This is a genomic window from Candidatus Thermoplasmatota archaeon (genome assembly GCA_035541015.1).
In the GTDB taxonomy this organism is placed as follows: Archaea; Thermoplasmatota; SW-10-69-26; order JACQPN01; family JAIVGT01; genus DATLFM01.
The window spans coordinates 1-22,251 of the sequence record DATLFM010000060.1 but is presented as its reverse complement, the minus strand read 5'-3'; the positions used below and the strand labels follow the sequence as shown (position 1 = coordinate 22,251).

Annotated in this window: 20 protein-coding genes and 3 tRNA genes; 11 read left to right on the top strand and 12 right to left on the bottom strand. The window is 65.6% G+C overall.

Annotated features, from left to right (window positions below; all coding sequences use genetic code 11):
* Positions 1-228, bottom strand: a 228-nt coding sequence (locus VM681_05590) for a hypothetical protein (protein ID HVL87462.1), incomplete at its 3' end; no start/stop codon positions are given.
* A 116-nt stretch (positions 229-344) separates the two neighbouring features.
* On the opposite strand from VM681_05590, the gene VM681_05585 reads away from it, so the two are divergent.
* On the top strand, positions 345-1,379 hold the full coding sequence (locus VM681_05585) for a PKD domain-containing protein (GenBank protein ID HVL87461.1): 1,035 nt from the start codon (positions 345-347) through the stop codon (positions 1,377-1,379).
* A gap of 122 nt (positions 1,380-1,501) precedes the next feature.
* On the top strand, positions 1,502-2,449 hold the full coding sequence (locus VM681_05580; protein ID HVL87460.1) for a hypothetical protein: 948 nt from the start codon (positions 1,502-1,504) through the stop codon (positions 2,447-2,449).
* Positions 2,450-2,475: 26 nt separating this feature from the next.
* On the opposite strand, the gene VM681_05575 is transcribed toward VM681_05580, so the two are convergent.
* From VM681_05575 to VM681_05560, 4 genes are all read right to left on the bottom strand, one after another.
* Entirely contained in the window at positions 2,476-2,625 is a 150-nt protein-coding gene (locus tag VM681_05575) for a hypothetical protein (protein HVL87459.1), read from the bottom strand.
* A 33-nt stretch (positions 2,626-2,658) separates the two neighbouring features.
* Positions 2,659-3,405 carry a hypothetical protein gene (locus tag VM681_05570; protein ID HVL87458.1) on the bottom strand — a complete coding sequence of 249 codons (747 nt, stop codon included), beginning with the start codon at positions 3,403-3,405 and terminating at the stop codon, positions 2,659-2,661.
* Positions 3,406-3,428: 23 nt separating this feature from the next.
* Positions 3,429-4,328, bottom strand: coding sequence for a hypothetical protein (locus VM681_05565; GenBank protein ID HVL87457.1), 900 nt, complete (start codon positions 4,326-4,328; stop codon positions 3,429-3,431).
* Positions 4,329-5,066: 738 nt separating this feature from the next.
* Positions 5,067-6,377 (bottom strand): S8/S53 family peptidase, encoded by a 1,311-nt coding sequence (locus VM681_05560; GenBank protein HVL87456.1) that lies wholly within the window; start codon positions 6,375-6,377, stop codon positions 5,067-5,069.
* A 364-nt stretch (positions 6,378-6,741) separates the two neighbouring features.
* On the opposite strand from VM681_05560, the gene VM681_05555 reads away from it, so the two are divergent.
* Both VM681_05555 and VM681_05550 read left to right on the top strand, forming a co-directional pair.
* Positions 6,742-8,229, top strand: a complete 1,488-nt coding sequence (locus VM681_05555; GenBank protein HVL87455.1) for a winged helix-turn-helix transcriptional regulator — start codon at positions 6,742-6,744, stop codon at positions 8,227-8,229.
* Positions 8,230-8,850: 621 nt separating this feature from the next.
* Positions 8,851-9,906, top strand: coding sequence for a site-specific integrase (locus tag VM681_05550; protein ID HVL87454.1), 1,056 nt, complete (start codon positions 8,851-8,853; stop codon positions 9,904-9,906).
* A 64-nt stretch (positions 9,907-9,970) separates the two neighbouring features.
* Here VM681_05550 and VM681_05545 read toward each other — a convergent pair.
* From VM681_05545 to VM681_05535, 3 genes are all read right to left on the bottom strand, one after another.
* Positions 9,971-10,044 (bottom strand) — tRNA-Arg (locus VM681_05545).
* Between the two features lie 152 nt (positions 10,045-10,196).
* Positions 10,197-10,269: transfer RNA gene (locus tag VM681_05540), tRNA-Ala, on the bottom strand.
* Between the two features lie 210 nt (positions 10,270-10,479).
* A complete protein-coding gene (locus VM681_05535; protein HVL87453.1) occupies positions 10,480-12,036 on the bottom strand; it encodes a TrkH family potassium uptake protein in 1,557 nt (518 codons plus the stop codon).
* Between the two features lie 107 nt (positions 12,037-12,143).
* On the opposite strand from VM681_05535, the gene VM681_05530 reads away from it, so the two are divergent.
* The 3 genes from VM681_05530 to VM681_05520 all read left to right on the top strand — a co-directional run bounded on the left by VM681_05530 (position 12,144) and on the right by VM681_05520 (position 16,124).
* Positions 12,144-13,553, top strand: a complete 1,410-nt coding sequence (locus VM681_05530) for a sialidase family protein (protein ID HVL87452.1) — start codon at positions 12,144-12,146, stop codon at positions 13,551-13,553.
* An 85-nt stretch (positions 13,554-13,638) separates the two neighbouring features.
* Positions 13,639-14,028, top strand: a complete 390-nt coding sequence (locus VM681_05525) for an STAS/SEC14 domain-containing protein (GenBank protein ID HVL87451.1) — start codon at positions 13,639-13,641, stop codon at positions 14,026-14,028.
* Positions 14,025-16,124, top strand: a complete 2,100-nt coding sequence (locus VM681_05520) for a response regulator (GenBank protein HVL87450.1) — start codon at positions 14,025-14,027, stop codon at positions 16,122-16,124. Before VM681_05525 ends, VM681_05520 begins: the two co-directional genes overlap by 4 nt.
* Positions 16,125-16,525: 401 nt before the next feature.
* Here VM681_05520 and VM681_05515 read toward each other — a convergent pair.
* Both VM681_05515 and VM681_05510 read right to left on the bottom strand, forming a co-directional pair.
* Positions 16,526-16,609 (bottom strand) — tRNA-Leu (locus VM681_05515).
* Between the two features lie 28 nt (positions 16,610-16,637).
* On the bottom strand, positions 16,638-17,903 hold the full coding sequence (locus VM681_05510; protein HVL87449.1) for a hydroxymethylglutaryl-CoA reductase, degradative: 1,266 nt from the start codon (positions 17,901-17,903) through the stop codon (positions 16,638-16,640).
* A gap of 53 nt (positions 17,904-17,956) precedes the next feature.
* Here VM681_05510 and pheT point away from each other — a divergent pair, with 53 nt between their 5' ends.
* The 4 genes from pheT to VM681_05490 all read left to right on the top strand — a co-directional run bounded on the left by pheT (position 17,957) and on the right by VM681_05490 (position 20,962).
* Complete coding sequence (gene pheT, locus VM681_05505) at positions 17,957-19,615, top strand: phenylalanine--tRNA ligase subunit beta (GenBank protein ID HVL87448.1); 1,659 nt, start codon at positions 17,957-17,959, stop codon at positions 19,613-19,615.
* Positions 19,616-19,687: 72 nt separating this feature from the next.
* Positions 19,688-20,065: a hypothetical protein gene (locus VM681_05500; GenBank protein ID HVL87447.1), complete on the top strand. Its 378-nt coding sequence runs from the start codon at positions 19,688-19,690 to the stop codon at positions 20,063-20,065.
* A gap of 2 nt (positions 20,066-20,067) precedes the next feature.
* Entirely contained in the window at positions 20,068-20,616 is a 549-nt protein-coding gene (locus tag VM681_05495; GenBank protein HVL87446.1) for a hypothetical protein, read from the top strand.
* A gap of 76 nt (positions 20,617-20,692) precedes the next feature.
* Positions 20,693-20,962 (top strand): dodecin family protein, encoded by a 270-nt coding sequence (locus tag VM681_05490; GenBank protein HVL87445.1) that lies wholly within the window; start codon positions 20,693-20,695, stop codon positions 20,960-20,962.
* Here VM681_05490 and pheA read toward each other — a convergent pair.
* Together pheA and VM681_05480 are read right to left on the bottom strand one after the other, a co-directional pair.
* Positions 20,959-21,795, bottom strand: coding sequence for a prephenate dehydratase (gene pheA / locus VM681_05485; GenBank protein HVL87444.1), 837 nt, complete (start codon positions 21,793-21,795; stop codon positions 20,959-20,961). The genes VM681_05490 and pheA overlap by 4 nt on opposite strands.
* A partial coding sequence (locus VM681_05480; protein ID HVL87443.1) for a hypothetical protein occupies positions 21,792-22,251 on the bottom strand: 460 nt, incomplete at its 5' end. The genes VM681_05480 and pheA, both read right to left, overlap by 4 nt.

Genomic DNA, 22,251 nt, shown 5'->3' with positions numbered 1-22,251 from the left:
CCAGAATAATTCCACCGCCTGGCAGTTCACGCAGCCGGTCGGCCTATCGCTCTTCCTCTTGGCGTGGCGGTGTCCCTTTTCGGGATCACCGGGAACCGGAAACACCGCAAGCGTCAGCTTCAGCCTCAACGGAACCGGCCTGTTTAGCGCAAGCTTCAGCTCGTCTACCGCACGAAGCGGCGTCGCATGGAGCGGCCGACAGGGCGCCTCCATGACCTCGGTTCTCACGACGCCGGGAAACCAAAACAACGCCGTAAGCCAAGCCCAAACCGGCGGCGTCGCCAGCGGCTCCTCCGGCCTCTTCCCCACGTTTGTCGTTTACGCAAGCGCATAGGAGTCCTTCCGTGTCGTTGACGATCGTGAACGCCACCGCCAACTGGCAACTCCCGCCCCAAACTCCGACCGGCGGCCAGGTGCAGGGAGAAGGCGGGCCCAACCAACCCAACGCCTTGAGTCTCGTCCTCTTTGGAACGACGGCAAGCTGGCTCTTGCTTCCATTGGTTCCCACGACCTCGCAGTTGGACTCGACGCACGGGCCCGCCCAACCCTACGCCAGTAGCTTCATCCTCCTTGGCGTCTCGGCCAACTGGAACATCACAGGCCAACTGCGCCAACCCGTCATCACCGCCCAACGAGGGATCGGAGGCCCCACGCAACCGCCCGCGCTTAGCCTCATCATCTTGGGCGCAAGCGCCAACTGGACGCTTGCCAACCGCCTCTTCCGCGCAAGCTTCACGCATACGATCGCGCCCGACGGGTTTGCCGTCCTCCTCACGAGCACGAGCGCAGGCTCGCCCGACTCGCACCAATGGGACTTTGGAGACGGAGAAGCAGGCGGCGGGCCCACCATCACGCACATCTACAACGCGGTGCAGACGTTTCACGTCACCCTGTCAACCGCCCGCCTTCGGGGCTTTGAGACCTCGCCCTTGTCCAGCACCGTCTCGGCCTTGGTCACGATCAGCGCCACCGCGCAGCCGGACGAAACCCTCGACGACGTGCTCAACCTCGAAATCGGACACCACGCCTATGAGCCCCTGCGAAACGAGGCATCGGACGTGGGGGAGAACGTGAGTTTCTACAACGCGGTCCTCAACCTCGACGCCGGCGGCATCGCAAGCCTCCTCTTCTACGTGCCCGCTCGAACCATTCGCGTTCGCCAAGTTACCGTGACGGGGACCGGCGACGGCCTGTTCAAGCTTCTTCTCAACGGCCAGGTCATCGACGTGAAACGCACCTACACGACGCAGCGCAACGTCCGCTTCGACCTAGAAAGCGAACTCAAACTTGGCATCCACGATACGCTGGAGGTTGTCGTGACCAACACGAGCCAAAACCGCCAATCCTACGACGCGGCGCTACTGGGGAGGACGCTTTGAGCGACAACTACGATCCCCTCTCGACGCAAACGAGCCTCCTATCCTTCCGTCGCTTGGACGCGTTGCAGGACACCGTGACCGCCTTTGGCAAGAACGCGGCAGGTTCGCCCGTTGCGGTCCTCGTGGCAAACGACGGCGTCCTCCAAACCCGTCGGTTGAACCGCCTCACCGACGAGATCCTGCTCATTGGCACGGATCAAAACGCCGTAGCGCGCCCGGTCCTCGTGGACGCGCAAGGCCGCCTCTACCAACGCATTCTCTCCGCCTTCCCCGTCCTCGACTTTGACAGCGTGCGCGCCTATTTCCGCGGACCTTCTGCAAGCCAGGTGCAAGGAAAAGCGGATGCCGATGGAACCCTGAACGTGAGCGATCCCATCGCGCGCGCAACTCTTGCCGAGGTCTTGTCCCGGTTGGACGTGTCGCAATCGGCTTTGCGAGACGCCATCGTCGGTCCGCCTCCAAACGGAAAGAGCCTATTGGAACTGGGCCAAGACCTCGTAGGCGCCATCGAAGCAGCGCAGCCACGTAGCATTACGAACTTCCCGTTGGACTTTCCCGACGCTGGTTCGCAAATTGGGCTGCAGGCGATCTTGGGCCAGCTCGATGTTCCGCTTTCCAGCCACGGGGACGCGGTCGTTTCCGCGATCGCGGCCAATCAAGCCCGGCACGTCACGAATTTTCCGTTGGACTTTCCGGATCAACTCGCTCACGCGCGTCTGCAAAGTCTCCTTGCACAAGCGGATCGAAGCGTAAGCGAAGTCTACGACGTGCGAAGCGCGCACGGTGCCGTCACGGCCGCTCAAAACACAAGCGGCCTCACCGTCACGTTGGATCTCGGGCCAACTGGGAGGCCCACGGTGCAGCGTTTCGTCAGCCAGGGAGGCACGAGCACGGTTCAGGTGCAGGCCAGCCGGGACGGCGCAACGTGGCGCACGTTGGAAACATTGACTACCACCCTTAGCCCAACCTCCAGCCTTGCGGCCGTGCAAGGCTTCGGATACCGTTTCGTCCGCGCCACGAGCGCTTCCACCGGCGTGGCGCTTGAGTTTGAAATCTCGGCCTCAAGGTGAAATCGGCCCCGGGCTTCCAGCGGCTCCTATTCGTGCCATGCGCGCACCACGAGATCCCACCGTTTCTTGTGGTGCGTCATGACGGGGCCGGCCTCATCGCAGCAGGGTTCGTTCACGCCCGCGCCGCAGCCCCGCTCGGGGCATGGAAAGTCGCGCACGTCGGGCGGAGGGCGCATGATGAGCACCAAGAAACAGAAACCGGGGCAATGCTACCGACGGCGTCGCGAGAGAAGGGCTGCAATGAACGAGATGGTGACGATAAAGAATGCCACTTCCACCCCGGGCGTCTCCCGCGCCGATCCCGCTACAGGATAGACGATGCGGGCAGCGAATGGAAGCCGGCCTCCGGTCTCGTTGCACGCTTGAAGGAGGAACGACATCTCTTCCCAAACGGCCGCATCCAGCACGGCCGTTAGGTTATCCACGGACGCCTTGCGTTCATCCAAGTATCGGCCATATAGGGTGAAGGAGACACCCGTTCCATTGGCGCCAACCCAATACGGTTTGTCCATCCAAAGCGTTTGATAGTGGTACGCTCTGCATTCCCCGGGCGTCAGGTATGCTTGTACGTCTAGTCGTTCAATGGGGCGGTCGTACGGAAGATCGCGGCCGAAATCCAGACGAGAAATTACTAACCGTCCCGTGCCCTCTTCAATGGTAAGAGATTTCTGTTCTTGACGCTTGGATTCAAACGAGCTCGACCACAGTGACCGTGGATTGACGCGGGCATTGGGATCGGCATTTGTTACGATCTTCGAAACGTCAACAGTTGCGCCAGTTTCGCCGCCTATCATGACGAGCAAGTAGTTTTCAGGGGGGAGATTCCACCGGTACTCTTCTCCCGCTCGGAAGGTGTAGACAAGACCTTCTTGGCTGGCCGATGTGACGGGAAAATAGGCGGGGAGTAACACGCAGACTGCTGTAACGAGTGCGATTCTTAGCATTGTCGTTGTCATACTCCCCACCTCAATGCCATTCCTTAGGCCCAGTCGATCTTTCTGAATGACCAACCCGTGTCGTCAGTGTGCCAGCTCCACCCGTTGCACGAACTCTTGTGAACCATCTGGACGTAGGCGTAGCCCGTGGCTCCGGTGGGAATGGCGCCCGCGGCCGCGTATTGGAGTGCACCCGTAAAGCGAGTGTTGCCTCCCCACGCTCCGAATCCTGCGCGGTTCGCATACTGTTGGTCGTCCCAACCACCGCTTCCTCCATCGTATAGGGCGTAGCGGAACTCGGCGGGTTTGGTTTGCGTCCATGAGTACCCGATTCCGGTCGACTCGCCGACCATGAAGCTGTAGGTCGACTGGCCCGTGCCTTCGTCTCGCGGGTCCATGTCGAGAAGGAAGGTATTGCCGTGTGCGGCCCAACCCCGCGCCAAGTGGCGAACATCCGTGATGTCGTGGTATGGATTACCGCACGAAAAACCCTTACCTTCGAACTGTGTCACGGTGACATAGTATCTATTCTTGGGATCATCGTCGTTCGACACGCGGTACCACGTCGAGACGTCTCGCCAATGGCCGTAGCGGTATTCCTCGGCTCCGAAGACAACAAGACTCAACCGGCCACCGTTTGATCCGCCGGGGCAGCTTGTGGTAGTGGTGCTGCCACTGCCACCGGTGTTGTAATTCGCGGCTTGGGGTCCCGAAGTTGTTTGACCCTTCTTTGTGCAAACTGCTCCTCCGCTGCTTGCGGAAGAAGTTTGAACCTCTACCACCACGAGATCCAGCATTGGCTCCGGAAACAAGGGATATTCCGGCGGTTCCGCGGCGGGAGGAAGGTCTACGGGCGCGGGCTCGACGCTTTCTTCTGCATGCACAGGCATCGGCATCGCCATGATGGCGATCAACGATGCGAAGATTACAGCACCAATTTTCATGGGAGGCACCAACCTTTTTTCTGTTTGGATCGGAGTTTTTTCCAGCCTGTTGTTCAGGCATCGGTCGCGAGTCTACCGTGATCGAGTGTCAGATGCCGTTTCAGTTATCACCTCCATTGAGCGAGGGGCCTCCAGACGGCTGGACACCCCCGCGGAAATCTCCGCTCGTCCTGGGAGCAAGTAGAGGGCCGCGCTTGCGACCAAGAAGAGCGCGCCGATACCGACGGCGTAAAGGCCCGTCACGGCCGTAGGCGTGAGGTTGGGAATCCCCGCGGTTGCCTGGAACGCCGAAAGCATCGCAAGCGAGGCCACCGCGCTGCCAAGGAGGCACAGCGCAAGTCCCAGAGCAAAGACGATGAAATGGAGATGTCCGCGCCTCACGCACAAAACCTCCTTGGGCGGACGTTTGGCCGGTCAACGGTGGGCCGTGGTCGAATGGAGGCCAGGCGGTTGCGGATGTTTTTCTCGGGGGCGAATTGGGGCTTCCTGCAACCGCCTGGCGTTCCGAAGTCCTCCCCGAATCTCCGGCCCGGCGTGGTCAAGTTGACCCGGCGACCCCACTTTGGGCTTGAGGTTTTCGGGAGGCGGGGGCCACCGGGGTTGAGTGAGATCCGGCGGGCTCTTGGGAGGAGGCTTCTGGCCGAAGGGAGTTGCCGCCGGGAGAGCAAGTCGCTCACGCGGCGAGCGAGAACGTGCGCCCTATACCTTCTTTATCTGTGGTTTCTGCAAAAAACAGCACTATCGGGGCCGTGGCAAGCCCCAGTAGATCTCTCGGAGCTTGAAGATTTGATCCATGAAATGTTTCGCACCTTCCGGTTTCTCCGGTAAGGGGATTTCACCGAGAAGCACAGAAACGAGAGCCGGAACCGTACTTTCGTTCACAAAGCCCCAACCCATTTGCAGCCACGGACCAACCGGCGTGCCGGGAATCTCCGGTGTGATGGGGACGGTTGCACCTCCAACGGTGCAAACAAGACAAGACGTCGGGTCAGATGGGGCCGAATAGTCCGTTGGAGACCAATAAGCGGCCGTGCGGTTTAGCGCCAGCCGCACATCTGTGTTCGTCAAGCGGTGTCCATCTGGATGAACGGCGTAAGCGCCGTCGATAATACTCTTTCCATGGCCCCACGTTTCTCGAACCTCGTAGATCGCCCGAGAAACAACTCCAGCGACAAACGGGGCGCCATAGGACGTCCCGGTGCTCCAGTACCATTCATCCGCAGTAGTTTCTTTGCTAGCAACTTTGACAACGAACTCACTCACAAAATCCGGCGTTTTTGAGGCAACAGCAGTTTCTCCACGCGTGTTCGACCACGCACCGCCAACTCCGATGGACCAAGGCGCGCCCGGATCGGGTGCCATCCAAGGCGGAACAGGCTCATTACCCGCCGCACCCACAACGAGTTTTCCATTCTCCACGGCCGTTCGCAAACCATCCTGCTCTCGCGGGGGTGGACTAATAAATTCAGCGGGTATGTTTGCGACAGGGCCCGAACTGATTGAGAATACGTCGATCCATGATTGGTTGGCCGCCCACGGAAGTATCTCCCGTCCCCGAGGGAAAGTTTCCACCGCAAGAATAATCGCGTCAGGATTTGTTTTCAATACCATCGAGGCCGCGGCTGTGCCATGTCCTTCTTCGTCGAGAACCGCATAGCGGTAACTGGACGACTGATAGTGTGAATAGCCGAGGATTCTGGTGTCCCTAAACCAGTAGAGTTTTCCCGGTTCCAAGCTGCTAGAGCGATCTTTCTGAAGTGCGTCGTCGTAGGCAGTCTCGAAGGAAAGGTCTACTGTTTCGTACGTCGGAAGATCAGGAATGATGAGCGCCGGTTCCGGGAGCCCGACCGCACGAAACGCTGGGTGATAAGGATTGATTCCCGTATCAAAAATAGCTACAACAACGTGAGGTCGGCCAACACCTGCATTATCGCCGGTCGGTTGCAAATCCTCTTGATTCGCATCTGTAATTGATGACGGCTGTAAGCACCCCGAAAGTGCCACCGCGACAGCAATGGCAATCGTGACTTTGGCGCCCGCCTCAAGCATGCTACTGGCGCCGGTATGCCTCCACATCCATAAAGGTTCGCGATGCCGCCTTGTACGATTCGCGCTCAACACCCCCAAACCTATGTGGTTCCTGCAAAAATCCGGATAACCTTTAAGTCGGCTGAAAGGGACTTCGCGGCCGGGGAAAGGAAATGGCTTTCGGGGTTAGATCGTCGATGGGGTTGCTTTTGACCGCATTTCTTCTCGTAGGTGGGGGAAGCGGCCCGGTCTTTGCAGAGGGTCCGGAAGACTGCGCGGACACCACTAAGACATGGGAGTGCGTCGCATGGTGTCGTAAGCAAATCCCGGTCAGGAATGATTCCTGCAAGTCCGAGCAGAGCGTCGAGTTGGAGGCCGCGCGTCCTTGAGGCGAGCCCTCGTCGCAGGGATTCTCGCCCTGACCGCGGGCTTGACCGCTGCTGTGAGTGCTGAAGGGGGCACTATCAAAGAGGAGGCCGGTCCAGCATCCGTAAAGGTCGTGTCCGACGGACATCCCGTCAATCTGCATTACGATAGCGGCGGAACTCAAACAGATCCCGGTGATGACGAAATTGACGTGCGTCAACACGTCCATCTTGTGCAGATCAAAGTCAAGCATCAAGGCCTTCCGGAAATAGGGTGGAGCGCGAACCTCCGTGATATGTGGGTCGAACATCCGGTGTGGCAGTTCGCAAATGAAATGTTTTCATCCACCTACCAAGCACACGCCCCAGCATATGCCCGAGAAACCTTCGACGTGGAATTTCGGGACTGGAGCTTCAAGATTCACTTAAACATTCAAACCCCTGTGTACAAGGACAACCGCTGTGAAGGCAGATGCGAGCTCCCCTATTTTGGGAGGTACGATGGTGTTCGTCTCCCCGCTGCGCTTACCCTCAACGGCACCGATTTCCTCATCTGGTTTGCAGCCGAGGAGTTCCGCCGCTGCCATCCTGATCCGCCCATCATCGTCACGATCTGCCCCCCGCCGGGATTCGACTTCCCCGAGCAAGCGCTTTACGATGCCACGCCTAACGTGACTTCGGGATACTACGTTGCCGAGGTCGATGCCAAAATTCAACCGGGACCACCCCTAAATCAACTGGCAACTCACGCGGCGGATCAGCTTGGCGGCCGCATCGCGGATTCCTCCGAGGCGCCTAGCAACTTTGGCACAACGGAACTCGACCGAGGCCTGCCTCTCTCATCACTCCCGCCCGCTTTGCTCCAAGCGCCTCAACCCCTGCAGTTTGCAGCCTCCGGAGATCAGAGAGCGGCCGGGATTCCTCCCGGCAGCCAGGCCTCCATCCCGCAAGCGCTTGAAGCGATTCTCCTCCTTCTCGCGATCCTCGTTGTTCCATTCGCTATTCTTTACCACCGCCTGAAACCCGACCGCATCCTCTACCACCCGCTGCGCCGTCGGATCTACAACGCGGTCGTGAGCAGCCCGGGCATCCACTTGGGAGCGCTTGCGGCCGATCTGGACGTTCCCTATCAAACCGTCGAGTACCATGCTACGCGATTGGAGGAGGCGCACATCCTCGCCTCACGCGTGTTCGGGAACAAGCGGTGCTTTTTCCTCAACGGAGGCCGATTCACGGCTTTGGAACAACATGTGAACGCCCTCCTTCAACGACAGCAACCCCGACGCATCTTGGAAACTCTCGCGGCCACCGAGCGCCTCACGCAGAGAGACATCGCGCAGAACCTCGGCGTTCACGATTCCACCATTCACTGGCACCTCAAGCACATGCGCTCCCTCGACCTCATCAAGGTCCTCCCGGGACGCCCGAAGGTCCTTTCGCTCGACGATACGGTTCGATCCGTCGTGCAGAAGTCGCTCGATGAAACGCGCGCCGCTGGCCGCCCATAGCAATCGCAGAATGCGCCCGACCGCATTTTTGCATGGTCCACACAGAAACGTTATCTTCGTCAACCTACACCAAGACCCGTAAGGTTGCGCCACGCGCGACAGCCGACGTGTGTGCCCCCATGCCGCGCAAACGAAAGCAGGTGAGCGTCTATCTCCCGCCAAGCCAAGCTCGGGCGATTGACGACGTGATCGAAAGCGAGGCCGTGCCCAACCTCAGCCGCGCAGAGTTCGTGCGCGAGGCAGTGGCACGCCGCCTCAACGAAATCAGACCGCCGGTTGCCCAAGGGCAACCCGCGGGGGACTCCTCAAGCCCAAGGGCAGAGGAGTCCACGCCGAAGCTGCGCCAAGGCGCGGTGGATGACCGGAGCCAAGCGCCCGGGACCTACACCACCCAGGCGGGCTCCGAGCGTGGCATCGTCGGTTGATGAGCATTCCGACCCCCGGTTCCGGGCCTACCTTTTTGACCTCCTAAACCCCCTGCAGGCGGGAGGTTTCTCTGCCCCAAAGGCCCCCCAAACATCACCCAACGAGCGCAGCGTGTCGACCGCATCGCCCTTTGAGGCGTTGGAGGTGCAAAAGCAATCTGGAACCCTGACTCAAGGAAGTGGAATCCCGGCGCCCTTGGCGCCGGAAGTCAGTCTGAGCGTGACAAACGAGACGTTCGCCATCCTCGAACGTCTCCACAAGGCCGGCATCATCGACCTTGGACAAACCCTCGTCCAAACCAACGAGAAGCTGATCGCGTGGACCTACGAAGACCTGCAGCGCGACATGATCGCCGTGCAAAAATTGCGGCCGACGAAGATCGACGGCCGCGAGAGCACGGTGGGCTGCCGCCTGCGGTACTTGCGCTACCTGGAACAACACCCGGCAGCGCCCGTACAACTTCGGCCACCGAACGAGCGCTCGTGGTTGGACCACGTCGCGTATCGGTTGCAGGACGAAGGCGCGTCGGGCTCGGCGCTCAACCACTACCGGAAGGCGCTCAAGAGCCTCAACGCCTACCTTGGCCTTCATTGGCCAAGCCTCAACAAGCGGTTCGAGGAGGTAGGCGCCCATTGGAGCCTTCCGCCCGACGATCTCGTTCCCCGGTTCTGGGGCGAGGCCGTCCACCCGGACAAGCCAAACAACCGATACCTCAACGAGACCCTGCGGCACGTCTTCCATTGGGGCTTCTGGGGCGGCACGCGTCCGCCCTCGGAACTTTCGGCGCTCAACTTGAGCGACGTCAACTTCCGGGAGCGAACCGTGACCGTCACGGAGCCCAAGAAGGGGGGCCGAAAGCGGGATCTCGTGGACGTGGAACCGTTTGTCGTCACCGCGTCAAACGGCAAGAGCTTGTGGCACTACGCCACCTACGTTCGCCCCAATGTGGCAAGGCCCGACAGCGTGGCCCTGTTCCTCGACGAAAACGGCGACCGGTGGCACCCCAACAAGCTTGGAAACGCGTTGTCGGAGGCGGGCAAAGCAATTTGGCCCGACTTCATCCCCTACACGATGAGGCGGTGGTGCGCAACCAAACGCCTCATCGACAGCGGGTTCAACGTCTACCACGTCGCCGATTGGCTCGGGGACACGGTTGCGACGGTCGAGAAGCACTATCTCGCCAAGGCCGAAGCCAAGGCCGGAATGAAGGGACAGTTTCACGCCAGACGCCGGAGGCTTGCCCATGGCTAACGGGTTCAAGCCGCCGGGCGGGGTTGACATTTCTACCTCCCCCGTTCTCCCAGCGAAATTGGGACGCGCCCGCCGAGATTCGAACTCGGGTCTGAAGGTCCGGAGCCTCCTGTCCTATCCAAGCTAGACTACGGGCGCAGTGGTTCGGAAGAGTGGACAGGACGGGATTTGACTCCGCGCAGCCTCGCTGCGCTCGCCTGCGCGTCGTCCTCGGCTCGGCCTGCGCCTCGCCTCGGACCCCGCGGCCTCCGCCGCGACCGTGCAGCCGCGCTCTGTCGCGTAAACGACCATGGACAGGACGGGATTTGAACCCGCGGCCTCCTGCTTGCGAAGCAGGCGATCTTCCAGCTGATCTACCTGCCCATCCATGTTTGCATCCTCCTCGCGCTCTTCGCGTCCCCGGGGCGATGGGCTCTCGAAGCAGGCGACCGGCGCGCGGCGACGCGCGACGGCGACGGGGAGCGCCGTGGCGTTCCCCGGAGTCTTCCGGCTGATCTACCTGCCCATCCACTTCGGCGGCGCGCCGCGAATATGCTGTTCGCATATGAAGATGCCGGGCGGGGAACAACCGCCTCACGCCCGGTACGTGCTCGGCGTGAACAGCAAGAGCACGGCGAAGATCTCCAGGCGCCCGAGAAGCATGTTGAACGAGAGCACGACCTTCGCGAGAGGATGGATGGTCGCGTACGTGAAGTCGGGGCCGCCCACGACGCTGCCCATGGCCGGGCCCACGCCTGCAAGCGTGGCCGCCGGCGCCGAGAGCGCGGCCATGACGTCAAAGCCAAGGAGCGAGAGGAGCACGACGCTCACGACGTAGGCGGCAAGGAACGCCGCGAGGAAGGCGAGGATGCTGCGCAGCGTGGGATCGTCGATGACGACGTCCTTCACGCGCATGGGCGCGCGCCCGCGCGGGTGGATCGTTTGGTAGATCTCGTACCGGATGGCCTGCAGCAGGACGAGGATGCGCAAGGTCTTGATGCCGCCTGCCGTCGAGCCGAGGCACCCGCCCGCGAGCATGAGGGGAACGAGGATGAGCCGCGCGCCGTCGGGCAGGAGGTCGTGGTTGGTGCTCGCAAAGCCGGTCGTCGTCTGGAGGCTCACGACCGTGAAGGCGACGTGGCGCGCGGCGTCGAAGACGTTTCCGCCGAAGGCCTGCCACGCCGCGTCGGTGCCGCGGGCGAAGAGCATCGCAAACGTGATCGCAAATCCGGTGGCAAGCATGCCCAGGAAGAAGCGGATCTCGCGATCGCCGATCCACCGGCGCGGGTTTCCGCGAAGGAGGTGGAAGTGCGCGGCGAACCCGATGCCGCCCAGGAGCATGAGCACGAGGATGACGGCTTCGGCCGCGCCGCTTTGCAGCGCCGCGACGCTGCCGGCGCTTGGCGTGAAGCCTCCGGTGGCGATGGACGTCATGGCGTGCACGACGGCGTCGTAGGCCGCCCGCGGCGGCGAGAGCCCCTTCTCGATCGAGAGGACGAGGAAGAGGGACGCGGCGCCGGCGGCCGTGAGGAGAAGGTAGATGCCCCAGAACGCGCGCGCGGTCTTGACGACCGTGGGACGGACGCGCTCGGCCGTCGCGCCCTCGGCCCGGACGAGGCTGGCGCCGGTGGCGACAAGACGCGGCAGCACGGCGACGGCAAGGACGATGACGCCCATGCCACCAAGCCACTGCGAGAAGCTTCGCCAGAAGAGGATGCTCTCCGGGTAGAGGTCCGTCCAGTCGAGGCCGCCAAGCGTCGACGCGGCGGGAAGAACGGTCGCGCCGACGGTCGTGAAGCCGGAGAGGGATTCGAAGAACGCGTCGAGCGGGTTTGCAAGCACGCCCGAGAGGACGTAGGGGATCGCGCCAAGCGCGCTGATGAGGACCCAGCTTGCGCCGACGGTGACGAAGGCTTCGTGGTCCCGAAGGTCGCCCGCGCGCGCGAAGGCCTCCAGGAAGAACGCAAGAACGAGCGCGACCAGGAACGCGACGAGGAAGACGAAGGCGCTCGTCGGGACGAACACGCCGGCGATCGTGGAGCCCGGCCGTTGGGACTCGAACAGGAAGGCGACCACGATGGGGACGAGGAACGCGTACGACAGGAAGCGGACGAGCTGGCCCACGTTTCCGGCGACGACGCGCGCGCGCATTCCAAGGAGCCGCAACGCCGCGGCGTGCTTCTAAAGGCGTCGAAACGAAGCGGCAGAGGCAGGCGCGCGCCACAAGATTGAAGAAGCGGCAGGCCGCCTCGTCGTGCGTGTTCGGGAGGCACGCGTCCGCGCATGTGGCCTGGGCCCTCGTCGCGAGCGCGCTTGCCGGCTGCCTCGACGCCCCCGAGCCCGTGCAGCCCGACGCGCTTGCGATGGAGACGCTCGCGCTCGCGTGCGTCGTGCTGCCCGCGTGCGAGCGGTCGCTGTCGGGGCCCGGCGTGAACGAGTTCTCGGTCGCGGTTCATCCGCTCGACCCGGACAACGCCATCGTGACGGCCAACGACTACGGCGCGCAGGAGAATCCGGCCTTGCGCGCCGTGAACCGGCTGTGGGGCTCCTGGTGGTTCACGAAGGACGGCGGGCTTACGTGGACCAAGCGAACGCTCCCGGGCATGCTTCCCGAGCTTTCAAGCTCGCTTTCGAGCTACTTCTTCGTGGGCGATCTCGTCGTCGCCTTTGGCCCCGACGGCACGGCGTACGTGGCCGGCATCGCCTACAGCATCGTGGTCGTCCCCGGCGTGGCGGCCATCCCGGTCTACCGCAACGCGCTCTTCCTTGCGCGCTCGACGGACGGCGGCGAGACCTTCTCGGAGCCCGCGCTCGTGGACTCGTACCACACGGAGGCGGCTTTCCACGACAAGCCCGCGCTGGCCGTCGACGCGGAGGGACGGATCTTCCTCGTGTGGAACTTCATGGACCAAGGCCAGCGCGGCTCGCCGGGCGACCAGGGCATGCGCGTGGCCGCAAGCGAGGACGGCGGCAGCACGTGGCGCACGGAATGGATCTCGCGGAACGATTGGGGCATCAGCGCCTCGATCGCCGTCGGACCGGACGGAGCCGTCAACGTTGCCTGGCGCGCGTACGAGCCCGACGCCATCCGCTTCTCTCGTTCGACCGACCACGGGCGCACGTGGAGCCCGACCGTCGAAATCCACCGCATGGCGAACCTCCCGCTTGTCCTTCCCAACACGAGCTACCGCGCGTTTGCGCTTCCCACGCTTGCCGCGCGCCCGGACGGCATGCTCTTGGCCATCTTCCCGGACGCGGGCGAACACGGCGATTCGGACGTCTTCCTCGCGCGCTCGCGGGACGACGGCGCCACGTGGACGCTCGCCCGCCTCAATGCCGACGGCACGCGAACCGCGCAGTTCCTGCCCACCCTTGCCGCCGCGCCCGACGGTCGCGTCGTGGCCGCGTGGTTGGACCGGCGTGACGATCCTTCGGACAAGACCTATCATTTGTACGCGGCCGTCTCCGACGACGGCGCGACGTTTCGCGAGTTCCGCGTCACAACCGCCGCCTCGCGCGAAGCCGGCGACGGGACGCTCTTCATCGGGGACTACCTCGGAGCGGCGATCGGCGGCGAGCGCGTGTACTTTGCGTGGCCCGACCTTCGCGAGGACGGCAAAAGCCGGTTGTGGGCGGGCGCGCTGCGGCTCCCCGAGCTCCCCCGATGAGGACGCGCGCGGATCGGCGCCAGCCGTACCTCGGTGTTTTTCCGGCGGCCGGAAGCTTTTTCCTGGCCCGGTCCGTTTCGCGAGGGTGGAACGGATCCGGGTCCGAACCATCGAGTTCACGTGGGATCCCCGCGCGCGGTTGGCGCACATCTCCTTCACCGAGCCCACGCGCGCCGTGGGCGACGACGCGCGGGCGCTCGTGGCCGCGCTTGAGTCTTGGATCGGAGCGGGCGGCGCGCCCTTTGCGCTCCTGGGGGACGGCGGCAGGCTCGCCTCGCTGGACGCCGAATATCGGGCCGTGTGGTCGTCCTTCTTCAAGCAGCATCGGAAGACGGCAAGCATCGCCTTCTACAACATGAGCGCCGTCGTCCGCGTGGCGGCCGAGCTGTTCCGCCTGGGCACGGGCGTGAACATGCGAGCGTTTTCGACCGAGGACGAAGCCCGCGCGTGGCTGCGCGCGGGAGGCTTCGCGTGACGCGCGCTCCCACCTACGACGATCTCTTCCAAACGATGGCCTCCGCCTCCGTGGGCAACGAGAATGCGCGCGTTGCGGTGCCCGAGGACCCCGATCTTCGTGACGTCGCCACCCGCCTTGCCATCGCGCTCAACCTCCTCCTGGAGGACCTCGAGCAGCGGTCCGCGGATCGTCAGGAGTCGGCGCGCGCGGCGGCTGCGGCCGCGGAGAAGGAGAAGCTCCTCGCGATGATGAGCCACGAGATCCGCACGCCGCTGAACGGCGTCATCGGCATGACAAGCGTCCTGCTGGGCACGGAGCTCACCGCGGAGCAGCGCGAGATGGCCGACACGATCCGGCGCAGCGGCCAGCATCTCCTCGCTCTCGTGAACGACATCCTCGACTTCTCGAAGATGGAGGCCGCCCGGTTGGAGCTCGAGCGGTATCCGTTCGATCCGCGGCAGTGCGTGGAGGACGTGGTGGAGATCGCCGCCGCCGAAGCCTCGGCCAAGGGCCTCGAGCTTCTCTACGAGGTGTCCGATTCCGTGCCGCGCCGCGTGGAGGGAGACGCGGGGCGCCTGCGGCAGATCCTGCTCAACCTCGTGGGCAACGCCCTCAAGTTCACCCAACGCGGCGAGGTGATCGTCCGCGTGGACGGCCGTCCCCTCGACGACGGCGCCTTGGAGCTCCGGGTCTCGGTGACGGACACCGGGCCCGGCATTCCACAAGACCAGCTTCCCCGGCTGTTCCAGCCCTTCGTGCAAGGCGACGCGTCGGTCACGCGCGCGCAGGGCGGCACCGGCCTTGGACTTGCGATCAGCCGGGGACTATGCGAGCGCATGGGCGGGCGAATCTGGGCGGAGAGCGCGCCGGGCCGGGGATCCACGTTCCACTTCACGGCGCGCGTCGGCGTGGCCCCCGGCGCGCCGCAAAAGCCCGCCGCCTCGCCTGCGCTTGCTCGGCGGATTCTCGTCGTCGTCGACGACAACGCCGCGAGCCGGGAGATGCTGACACGTCACGTGGTCTCGTGGGGCATGCGTTCGCTCGCGTTTGCCCGGGGCCAAGAGGCGCTGGATCGGGTTCGGGCCGGCGAGCGGTTCGACGTGATCGTCATCGACTACCGCATGCCGAAGGGGGACGGGCTTTGGCTCGCGCGCGAGGTGCGGGCCCTCCCGGAGGCGCACGAGGTTCCGATCATCTTGCTGGTGCCGGTCACCGAGCGTCGACAGGACCTGCCGATTCAGGAGCTTCGCATCGCAGCCGTGCTGCCCAAGCCCCTTCGGGCCTCGCAGCTCTACAACGCCCTCATCGCGATCTTCGCGCCGGGGCAAGCCGGTCGGCCGACCACGCCGGAACGGACGCGGCTCGACCCCGCTTTCGCTTCGCGTCATCCGCTGCGAATCCTCGTCGTCGAAGACAACGCGGGCAACCAGGCCGTGGCCATCCGCATGCTGGAGAGCCTGGGCTACCACCCCGACCTCGCGGGCAACGGCTCCGAGGCGGTCACGGCCGCGACGCGCAAACCCGAGGTCGTCCTCATGGATGTGCACATGCCCGACATGGACGGCCTGGAGGCCACGCGCCGGATCCTCGCCCGCCACGCGGGCGAGGACGCGCCCCAGATCATCGCGCTAACGGCGGACGCCTCGCCCCAGGAGCGGGAGCGCTGCCTGGCTGCGGGCATGGTCGACTACCTCGTGAAGCCCCTCCTTCCCGAAACGCTCGTCGCCGCGCTGCGCACGGCCACGGCGCGCAAGGCCGCGCGGAGCGCGACGGGCACGCCCGCCCTCGACGCGTTGCGGGCCTCGTTCCGCTCGCCCCGGACCGTGCGCGAGATCGTGGAGGCGTACCTCGACGCCGTGCCGCCGCTTCTGCAGGAGCTCCGCACGGCCATCCGCCACGGGGACGCCCAGGCCATCCAGAGGATCGGCCATACGCTTGCGTCCACCGCGTCGCGGCTCGACGCGCCCACCCTCGAGCGCCTGGCCCGAAGCCTCGAGGCCGCGCACGACGGCGACCTCGGACCCGCAAGCGACCTCGCCGCGGCCGTGGAAGCCCAGTGGCCCGACGTCGCAAAGCGGGTCCGAGCGTGGCTTGCGCAGCTGCCGGCCGCATGAATCCTAGACCGCGCCGGGCGCGCAGTCGAGAGCGATGCGCAGGTCGGGATTCCCCATGGAATCGCTGCGCGCTTCCACGTCGTCCTTGGCCGCTTGCCGCGCTCTTGAGCGCCCGCTGGAACTTTGGCCCCTCGCACAGGTGCCCGGCGCCGCTGCGCGGCGTCGACCTGCGCTCGCCTCCGGAGGGACATCGCTCTTGCCGCGCCTCGCGCGGCAAATCGCTCGTCCTCCTCGCGCACTTTTGAGCGCCCGCTGGAACTTTGGCCCCTCGCACAGGTGCCCGGCGCCGCTGCGCGGCGCCGACCTGCGCTCGCCTCCGGAGGACATCGCTCTTGCCGCGCCTCGCACGGCAATCGCTCGTCCTCCTCGCGCACTTTTGAGCGCCCGCTGGCGCTCAAAAGTGCGCAGGTCAGGATTCGAACCTGAGAACCACTAAGGACCAGACCCTGAATCTGGCGCCGTTGACCAAGCTTGGCTACCTGCGCGGCAAGGGGCGGAATCGGGCTCGGATAGTTAAACGTTCCCCGCCAGGATCTCCTGCGCCCGGCTCACGCGCACGTTGCCCTCGCGCACCATGCGCTCCGCGACGGCTTCCACCTGGTCGCCCCGCGCGCCGGCCATGATCGCCACGTTTCTCGCGTGCAGGGCCATGTGGCCCTTCTGGATTCCCTCGTCGCAGAGCGCCCGCACGGCCGCCACGTTCTGCGCGAGGCCCACCGAGGCGACGACGCAGGCGAGCTCCCCCGCGCCGGCCGTGCCCAGGATCTTGAGCGCCACGCGAGCCGTCGGGTGCACCTTCGTCGCGCCCCCGACGACGCCCAGGGCAAGCGGAAGCTCGATCTCCGCGGCAAGATGACCCTCGGGCGTGCGTCGCGCGCGCGTGAGGCTGCGGTAGCGGCCGGTTCGGGCGGCCCACGCGTGGGCACCCGCCTCCACGGCGCGCGTGTCGTTGCCCGTCGCGGCGACCACCGCGTCGATTCCGTTCATGACGCCCTTGTTGTGCGTGGCCGCGCGCCAGGGATCGGCGTCGGCGAAGGCGAACGCGCGCACCATGTCCTCGACGACGCGCGCGCCGCCCAGAAGGTCGCGATCGAAGACGGCGCTCGCGCGTGCGAGGCGTCGGTCCGCGTAGTTCGACAGGATCCGCAGCACGGCCCGTCCGCCCGAGAGCTCCGCGAGGATGGGCGCGAGCGACTCGCAGACGGTGTTGACGGCGTTTGCGCCCATGGCGTCGCGCACGTCTACGAGCAGGTGCACGACGAGCATGGTGCCCTCGGGCGTCGCGACCGCCCGCGATTCGACGCCCTGGAGGCCCCCGCCCATGCGGACCATCGTGCTCTTGGGATCATTCACGACGGATCGCAGGCGCGGCAGCGAAGCCTCGATCGCCTTGCCCGCGGCCACGGCGTCGGATACGTCGAGGATCTGCACTTGGCCGATCATGACGGGCGGGTCGGCCTGCGCGCGGAAGCCGCCGTGGTCGCGCGCCATGCGGGCCGCGTTGCTGGCCGCCGCCACGACCGAGGACTCTTCGATCGCCATGGGAACGAGAACGTCGCGCCCGTTCACGACGAAGTTCGTCGAGACGCCAAGCGGAAGCGCGTGCACGCCGATCACGTTCTCGATCATCGAGCTTGCGTCGGCGGGAGCGAGGCTTGCCGAAAGCGCGGCCGTCTCCTCCGCCGAGAGCTTGCACAGGCGCCCAATCGTGGCCGCGCGCTCGGGAAGCGCAAGCTTGTGGAAGCCCGGAATGCGGGAGGAAAACGGCGCGTCGGACACGCGGCCCGGCAGCCCCGTCAACCCTTTTATAGTCCCCGTTCCTTCGAGCGGCGATGCCGGTCGTGAAGCTTCGGTACTCCGAGCTCGTGGACCTTCTCGGAAGGAAGGTGCCGCGCGAGACGCTTCTCGACACGATCCCGATGCTCGGCGCCGATCTCGAGCGCGTCGAGGGGGACGAATGGGGCGTCGAGTTCTTTCCCAACCGGCCGGACCTCTACAGCCCGCCGGGCGTGGCGCGCGCGCTGCGAGCCTACCTCGGCCTGCGACCGGGCCTTGTCCGCTACCCCGTCGGCTCGAGCCGGTGGCGCGTCGACGTTGCGCCCTCCGTCCGAAAGGTGCGTCCGGTTCTCGTCGGGGCGCTTGTGGACGGCGTGCGCATGGACGACCGCCGCATCCAGTCGCTCATGGACCTTCAGGAGGATCTCCATTGGGGCCTTGGGGCGCGGCGTCGCAAGGTCTCGATCGGCGTGCACGACCGCGCGGCGCTCTCGCCGCCTCTGGCCTACGAGGCCGTGCCGCCGGACTCCGTCTCCTTCGTCCCTCTGCAGGGCGAGAAGGAGATGACGCTCCGCGAGATCCTGGCCGAGCACCCCAAGGGACGCGCGTACGCCCACCTGCTCGCCGGATCCCCGCGGTACCCCCTCCTTTGCGACGCCAAGGGCCAGGTGCTCTCGTTCCCACCGATCATCAACGGCACGCTTACGACCGTGACGGGGACCACTCGCGATCTCTTCGTGGACGTGACGGGCACCGACGAGATCGCGTGCCGCCGCGCGCTTGCGATCGTGGCGGCCCACTTCGCCGAGGACGGGGCGAAGCTCCGGGCCGTCACCATCCGCGCGGGCGCCCGCCGCGTCCGCACGCCCGACCTTTCGCCCTCCCGCCGCACGCTCGATCCCGCGCGCGCCCGCGCCCTCTTGGGCTTCGACCTGTCGCCCCGCGACATGGCCGCGTGCCTGGCGAGGATGGGACATCGGGCGAGCTTCTCGCGCGGCCGTCTTCGCGTCGAGAGCCCGGCGTGGCGAACCGACCTCTTGCACGAGGTCGACCTCGTGGAAGACGTCGCCATCGGCCACGGGTACCGCGAGGTGCCGGAAACCGCGCCGCGGTCGGTCACCTTCGGAGCGCCGCTTGCCAGCGAGCGCGTGGGCGAAGCCGCGCGCGAGGCGATGCTGGGGCTCGGGTACTCCGAGGTCATGACGCTCTCGCTCACGAGCGACCGCGAATCGCACGAGGCGTTGCACGTGCTGCGCTCCCGCGTGACGCTTGCCAATCCCATCACCGAGGACCACACGATCGTGCGCACGAGCCTCCTCCCAAGCCTCCTTTCCATCCTCCGCGCAAACGTGCGCCGGGACCTTCCCCAGCAGATCTTCGAGGTGGGAGATGTCGTGACGCCGGTGCCAAAAGGCCCGCCGGAGAACCGTCGCATGCTCGCGGCCGTGCGGATCGCGCCGCGCGCGAGCTTCACGGAGGCGAAGTCCCTGGCCCAGGCGCTCCTGCGCGACCTCGCCTTGCCCTGGCAGATCCGCGCGACCGAGCACGGCGCGTTCGTCGAGGGCCGCTGCGGCGGCCTCTTCCGGGACGACGAGCCGTGGGGCGTCTTCGGCGAGATCCACCCCCGCACCGTCGAAGCCTTCGGACTTGGGAATCCCGTGATCGCGCTCGAGCTTCGGCTTCCCCTGCGGCCGCTTGCCGAGGGCCCTGCCTAGGGCAGGGACTTGGCGCAGTATTTATGTACGTGTGCCATACTGTGTATTCTACAAGATTGCAGGGGGACGCACGTGCGCATCGACATTGGAAACGGCAAGATCCTGGGCACCAAGCGCGTGTCGCCCAACGGGCAGGTGAGCGGCTTTAGCGAATACGCGGGCCGCGAGGTCCTCGTCATCCTGCCCGACGAGACGCCGCGCGTGGAGATGGACCCAAGCGACGTCCTTCGGGAGATCGAGTACGCCACGCGCGAGCAGATGAAGCTCGCCTTCGAGCGCTACAAGCAGATGAAGGAGCGGTTCGAGACGCCCGAGAACGCCACGGCGCAGTTCCTGCGCTCGAACACGCCAAAATCGTTCCACAATCTTCTCGACAAAGTCGAGCGGTGGGTCGCCGAGCAGGTGGAACCCCCGCGACGCGGTCGCAAGGCGACCGCCAAGGAGGCGTAACCATGGTCGGAAAAACGGATCTCACACCCAAAGCCGCGTTCGTCGGAATCAAGACCGTCGACTCCCAAGGCCGCATCGGCGGGCTTGAGCCCCACGCGGGCAAGGATTTCCTCCTCATCAAGATCCCGCCGCTCGACGCCTCGTCCCTCGAGGAGCTTCCGCGCGCGCTCGCCGAGCTCCAGGACGAGTTCGAGGCACGCTACGCCGAGGCCCGCAAGGAGGCCGAGGAGAAGGTGCTCGAATGGCTGCGCACGCAGCCGCAGCTTGCCGGCACGGACGCCGACAAGTACGCGAAGTCGGCCTTCCGCGTCGCCGACAAGGCCGCGCAGTGGGCGGTGGACCGAAGCCCCGTGGGGCTCGCAAAGAAGATCTGGCCCGAGATCGAGGAGATCGCAACCGACATCCTCGCCAAGGCCGGCCGGAAGGCCGACGAAGCCGTCACGGCGGCCACGGGCGGCGCCAAGGCGCCGGCCAAAGAGGGCGGACCCTCCGGCCGCGGCGAGCACGCGCCCGGCGGCGCCACGAGCGGCGCGCACCGGCCGCCACGCTAGGCCCGCCCGGCCGCGGTGCCGTCCGCCGTGCCCCGTCCCTCAAAGCGCTTGGGACGCGGGCTCCAAGCGGCCCCCCATGGCCGCAAGACTGCTTCGCGGGAAGAAGACGAGCAACGGACAGAAGCACGACCACCGCACGGCCAAGGTCGTGGAGCTCATCGGAACCTCCAACACGAGCTTCGAGGACGCCGTGCAGAACGCGCTCGTGGACGCAAGCGACACACTGCGCGGGATCACGGGCGCCCACGTCGAGAACATGAGCGTTCGGTTCGACGGCTCCTCGATCGTCGAGTACAAGGTGAACCTGAAGATCGCCTTTGGCATTGAGCGGACGCCGCGCCCCTAGCGGGGCCCCACTTGCGGGCCCGACGCGCGGGGGAAGCTGCCCAGCACGCGGAGGAACGTCGTCCGCCCGGAAACCTCCGCGAGCGCCTCGCGGACGGGCGGATCGTCCGCGTGGCCGGCAAGATCGAGGTAGAACAGGTACTCGAACGGGCGGCCGCGCGAAGGCCGGCTCTCGAGCTTCACGAGGTTGACGCCTCGCCGCGCAAGCGCCTCGAGCACTCCGTGGAGGGCGCCGGGCGCGTCCTGCGTTCGTAACAGGAGGCAGGTCTTCTGCGGCCCGGGGCGGCGGGGCGCGGGCTCCTTTGCAAGAACGTAGAAGCGTGTCTGGTTGTCGGGCGCCGTCTGGATGCCCTCCGCGAGAACGGCAAGCCCGTACCGTTGCGCCGCGCGGCGGCTGGCCACGGCCGCGACGTCGGCGCGGCCGGACTGGGCGACCATGCGCGCGGCGCCGGCCGTATCCAGGTGCGCGACGAGCGCGCAGCCAAGCGTGCGCAGGAAGGCCTCGCACTGCTCGATGGCCTGTGGGTGCGAATGGACCTCGCGCAGACCCGCCCGCGTGGCGCCCGGTCGCGCGAGCAGGCAATGGTCGATGCGCACGACGACCTCGTCCACGATGGGAAGGTCATGGTTCCGCAGGAGGTCGTACGTGCGGTGGATGGAGCCGGCCAGCGAGTTCTCGATGGGAACGACCGCGCGGTCGACGGCGCCGCGCGCAAGCGCCGCAAAGACGTCGTCGAGCGTGGCGTAGCCCACCGCCTGCGGCTCGGCGCCAAGCGCGGAACGGAGCGCCTCCTCGCTGTAGGCCCCCTCCTCGCCCTGGAAAGCGGCCCTCACGACGGCGGCGCCCCCAACCGGCGGCGAAGCAGCCCCCGCTCGCGCCCGCGCGCAAGGTGCTCGACGAGCACACGCTCGACCTGGCCGGCGAAGGGCTCGTACTCTTCCATCCAGTAATGCTCCTTCTGGGCGCCCTTGGGGCCGTACTGGGGCCCGAAGGGGTTGCGCAGGTCGCACACGCGGTGCACGGGCTCGTGGTAGAGCGTGTCGTACGCTTCGAGGATGTGCGGATCCTCGGACGCCTCCTTGCCGTCCCACCAGTGTTCGAGGAGCCCAAGCGCGCAATCGGTGCCAAGCGCCGTGATGCCCAGGCAGTAGTCGGCGTGCGCGTTGGCGCGCTGGTTCTCGAGCAGGTTCTGCGCGATGCGCGGACCAAAGAGGGCGTGCATGCGCAGGCTCTCGGCGCTGCGGCTCGTGCCGAAGACGACGATGGGGGGCGCGATGTCGCGGCGGGGC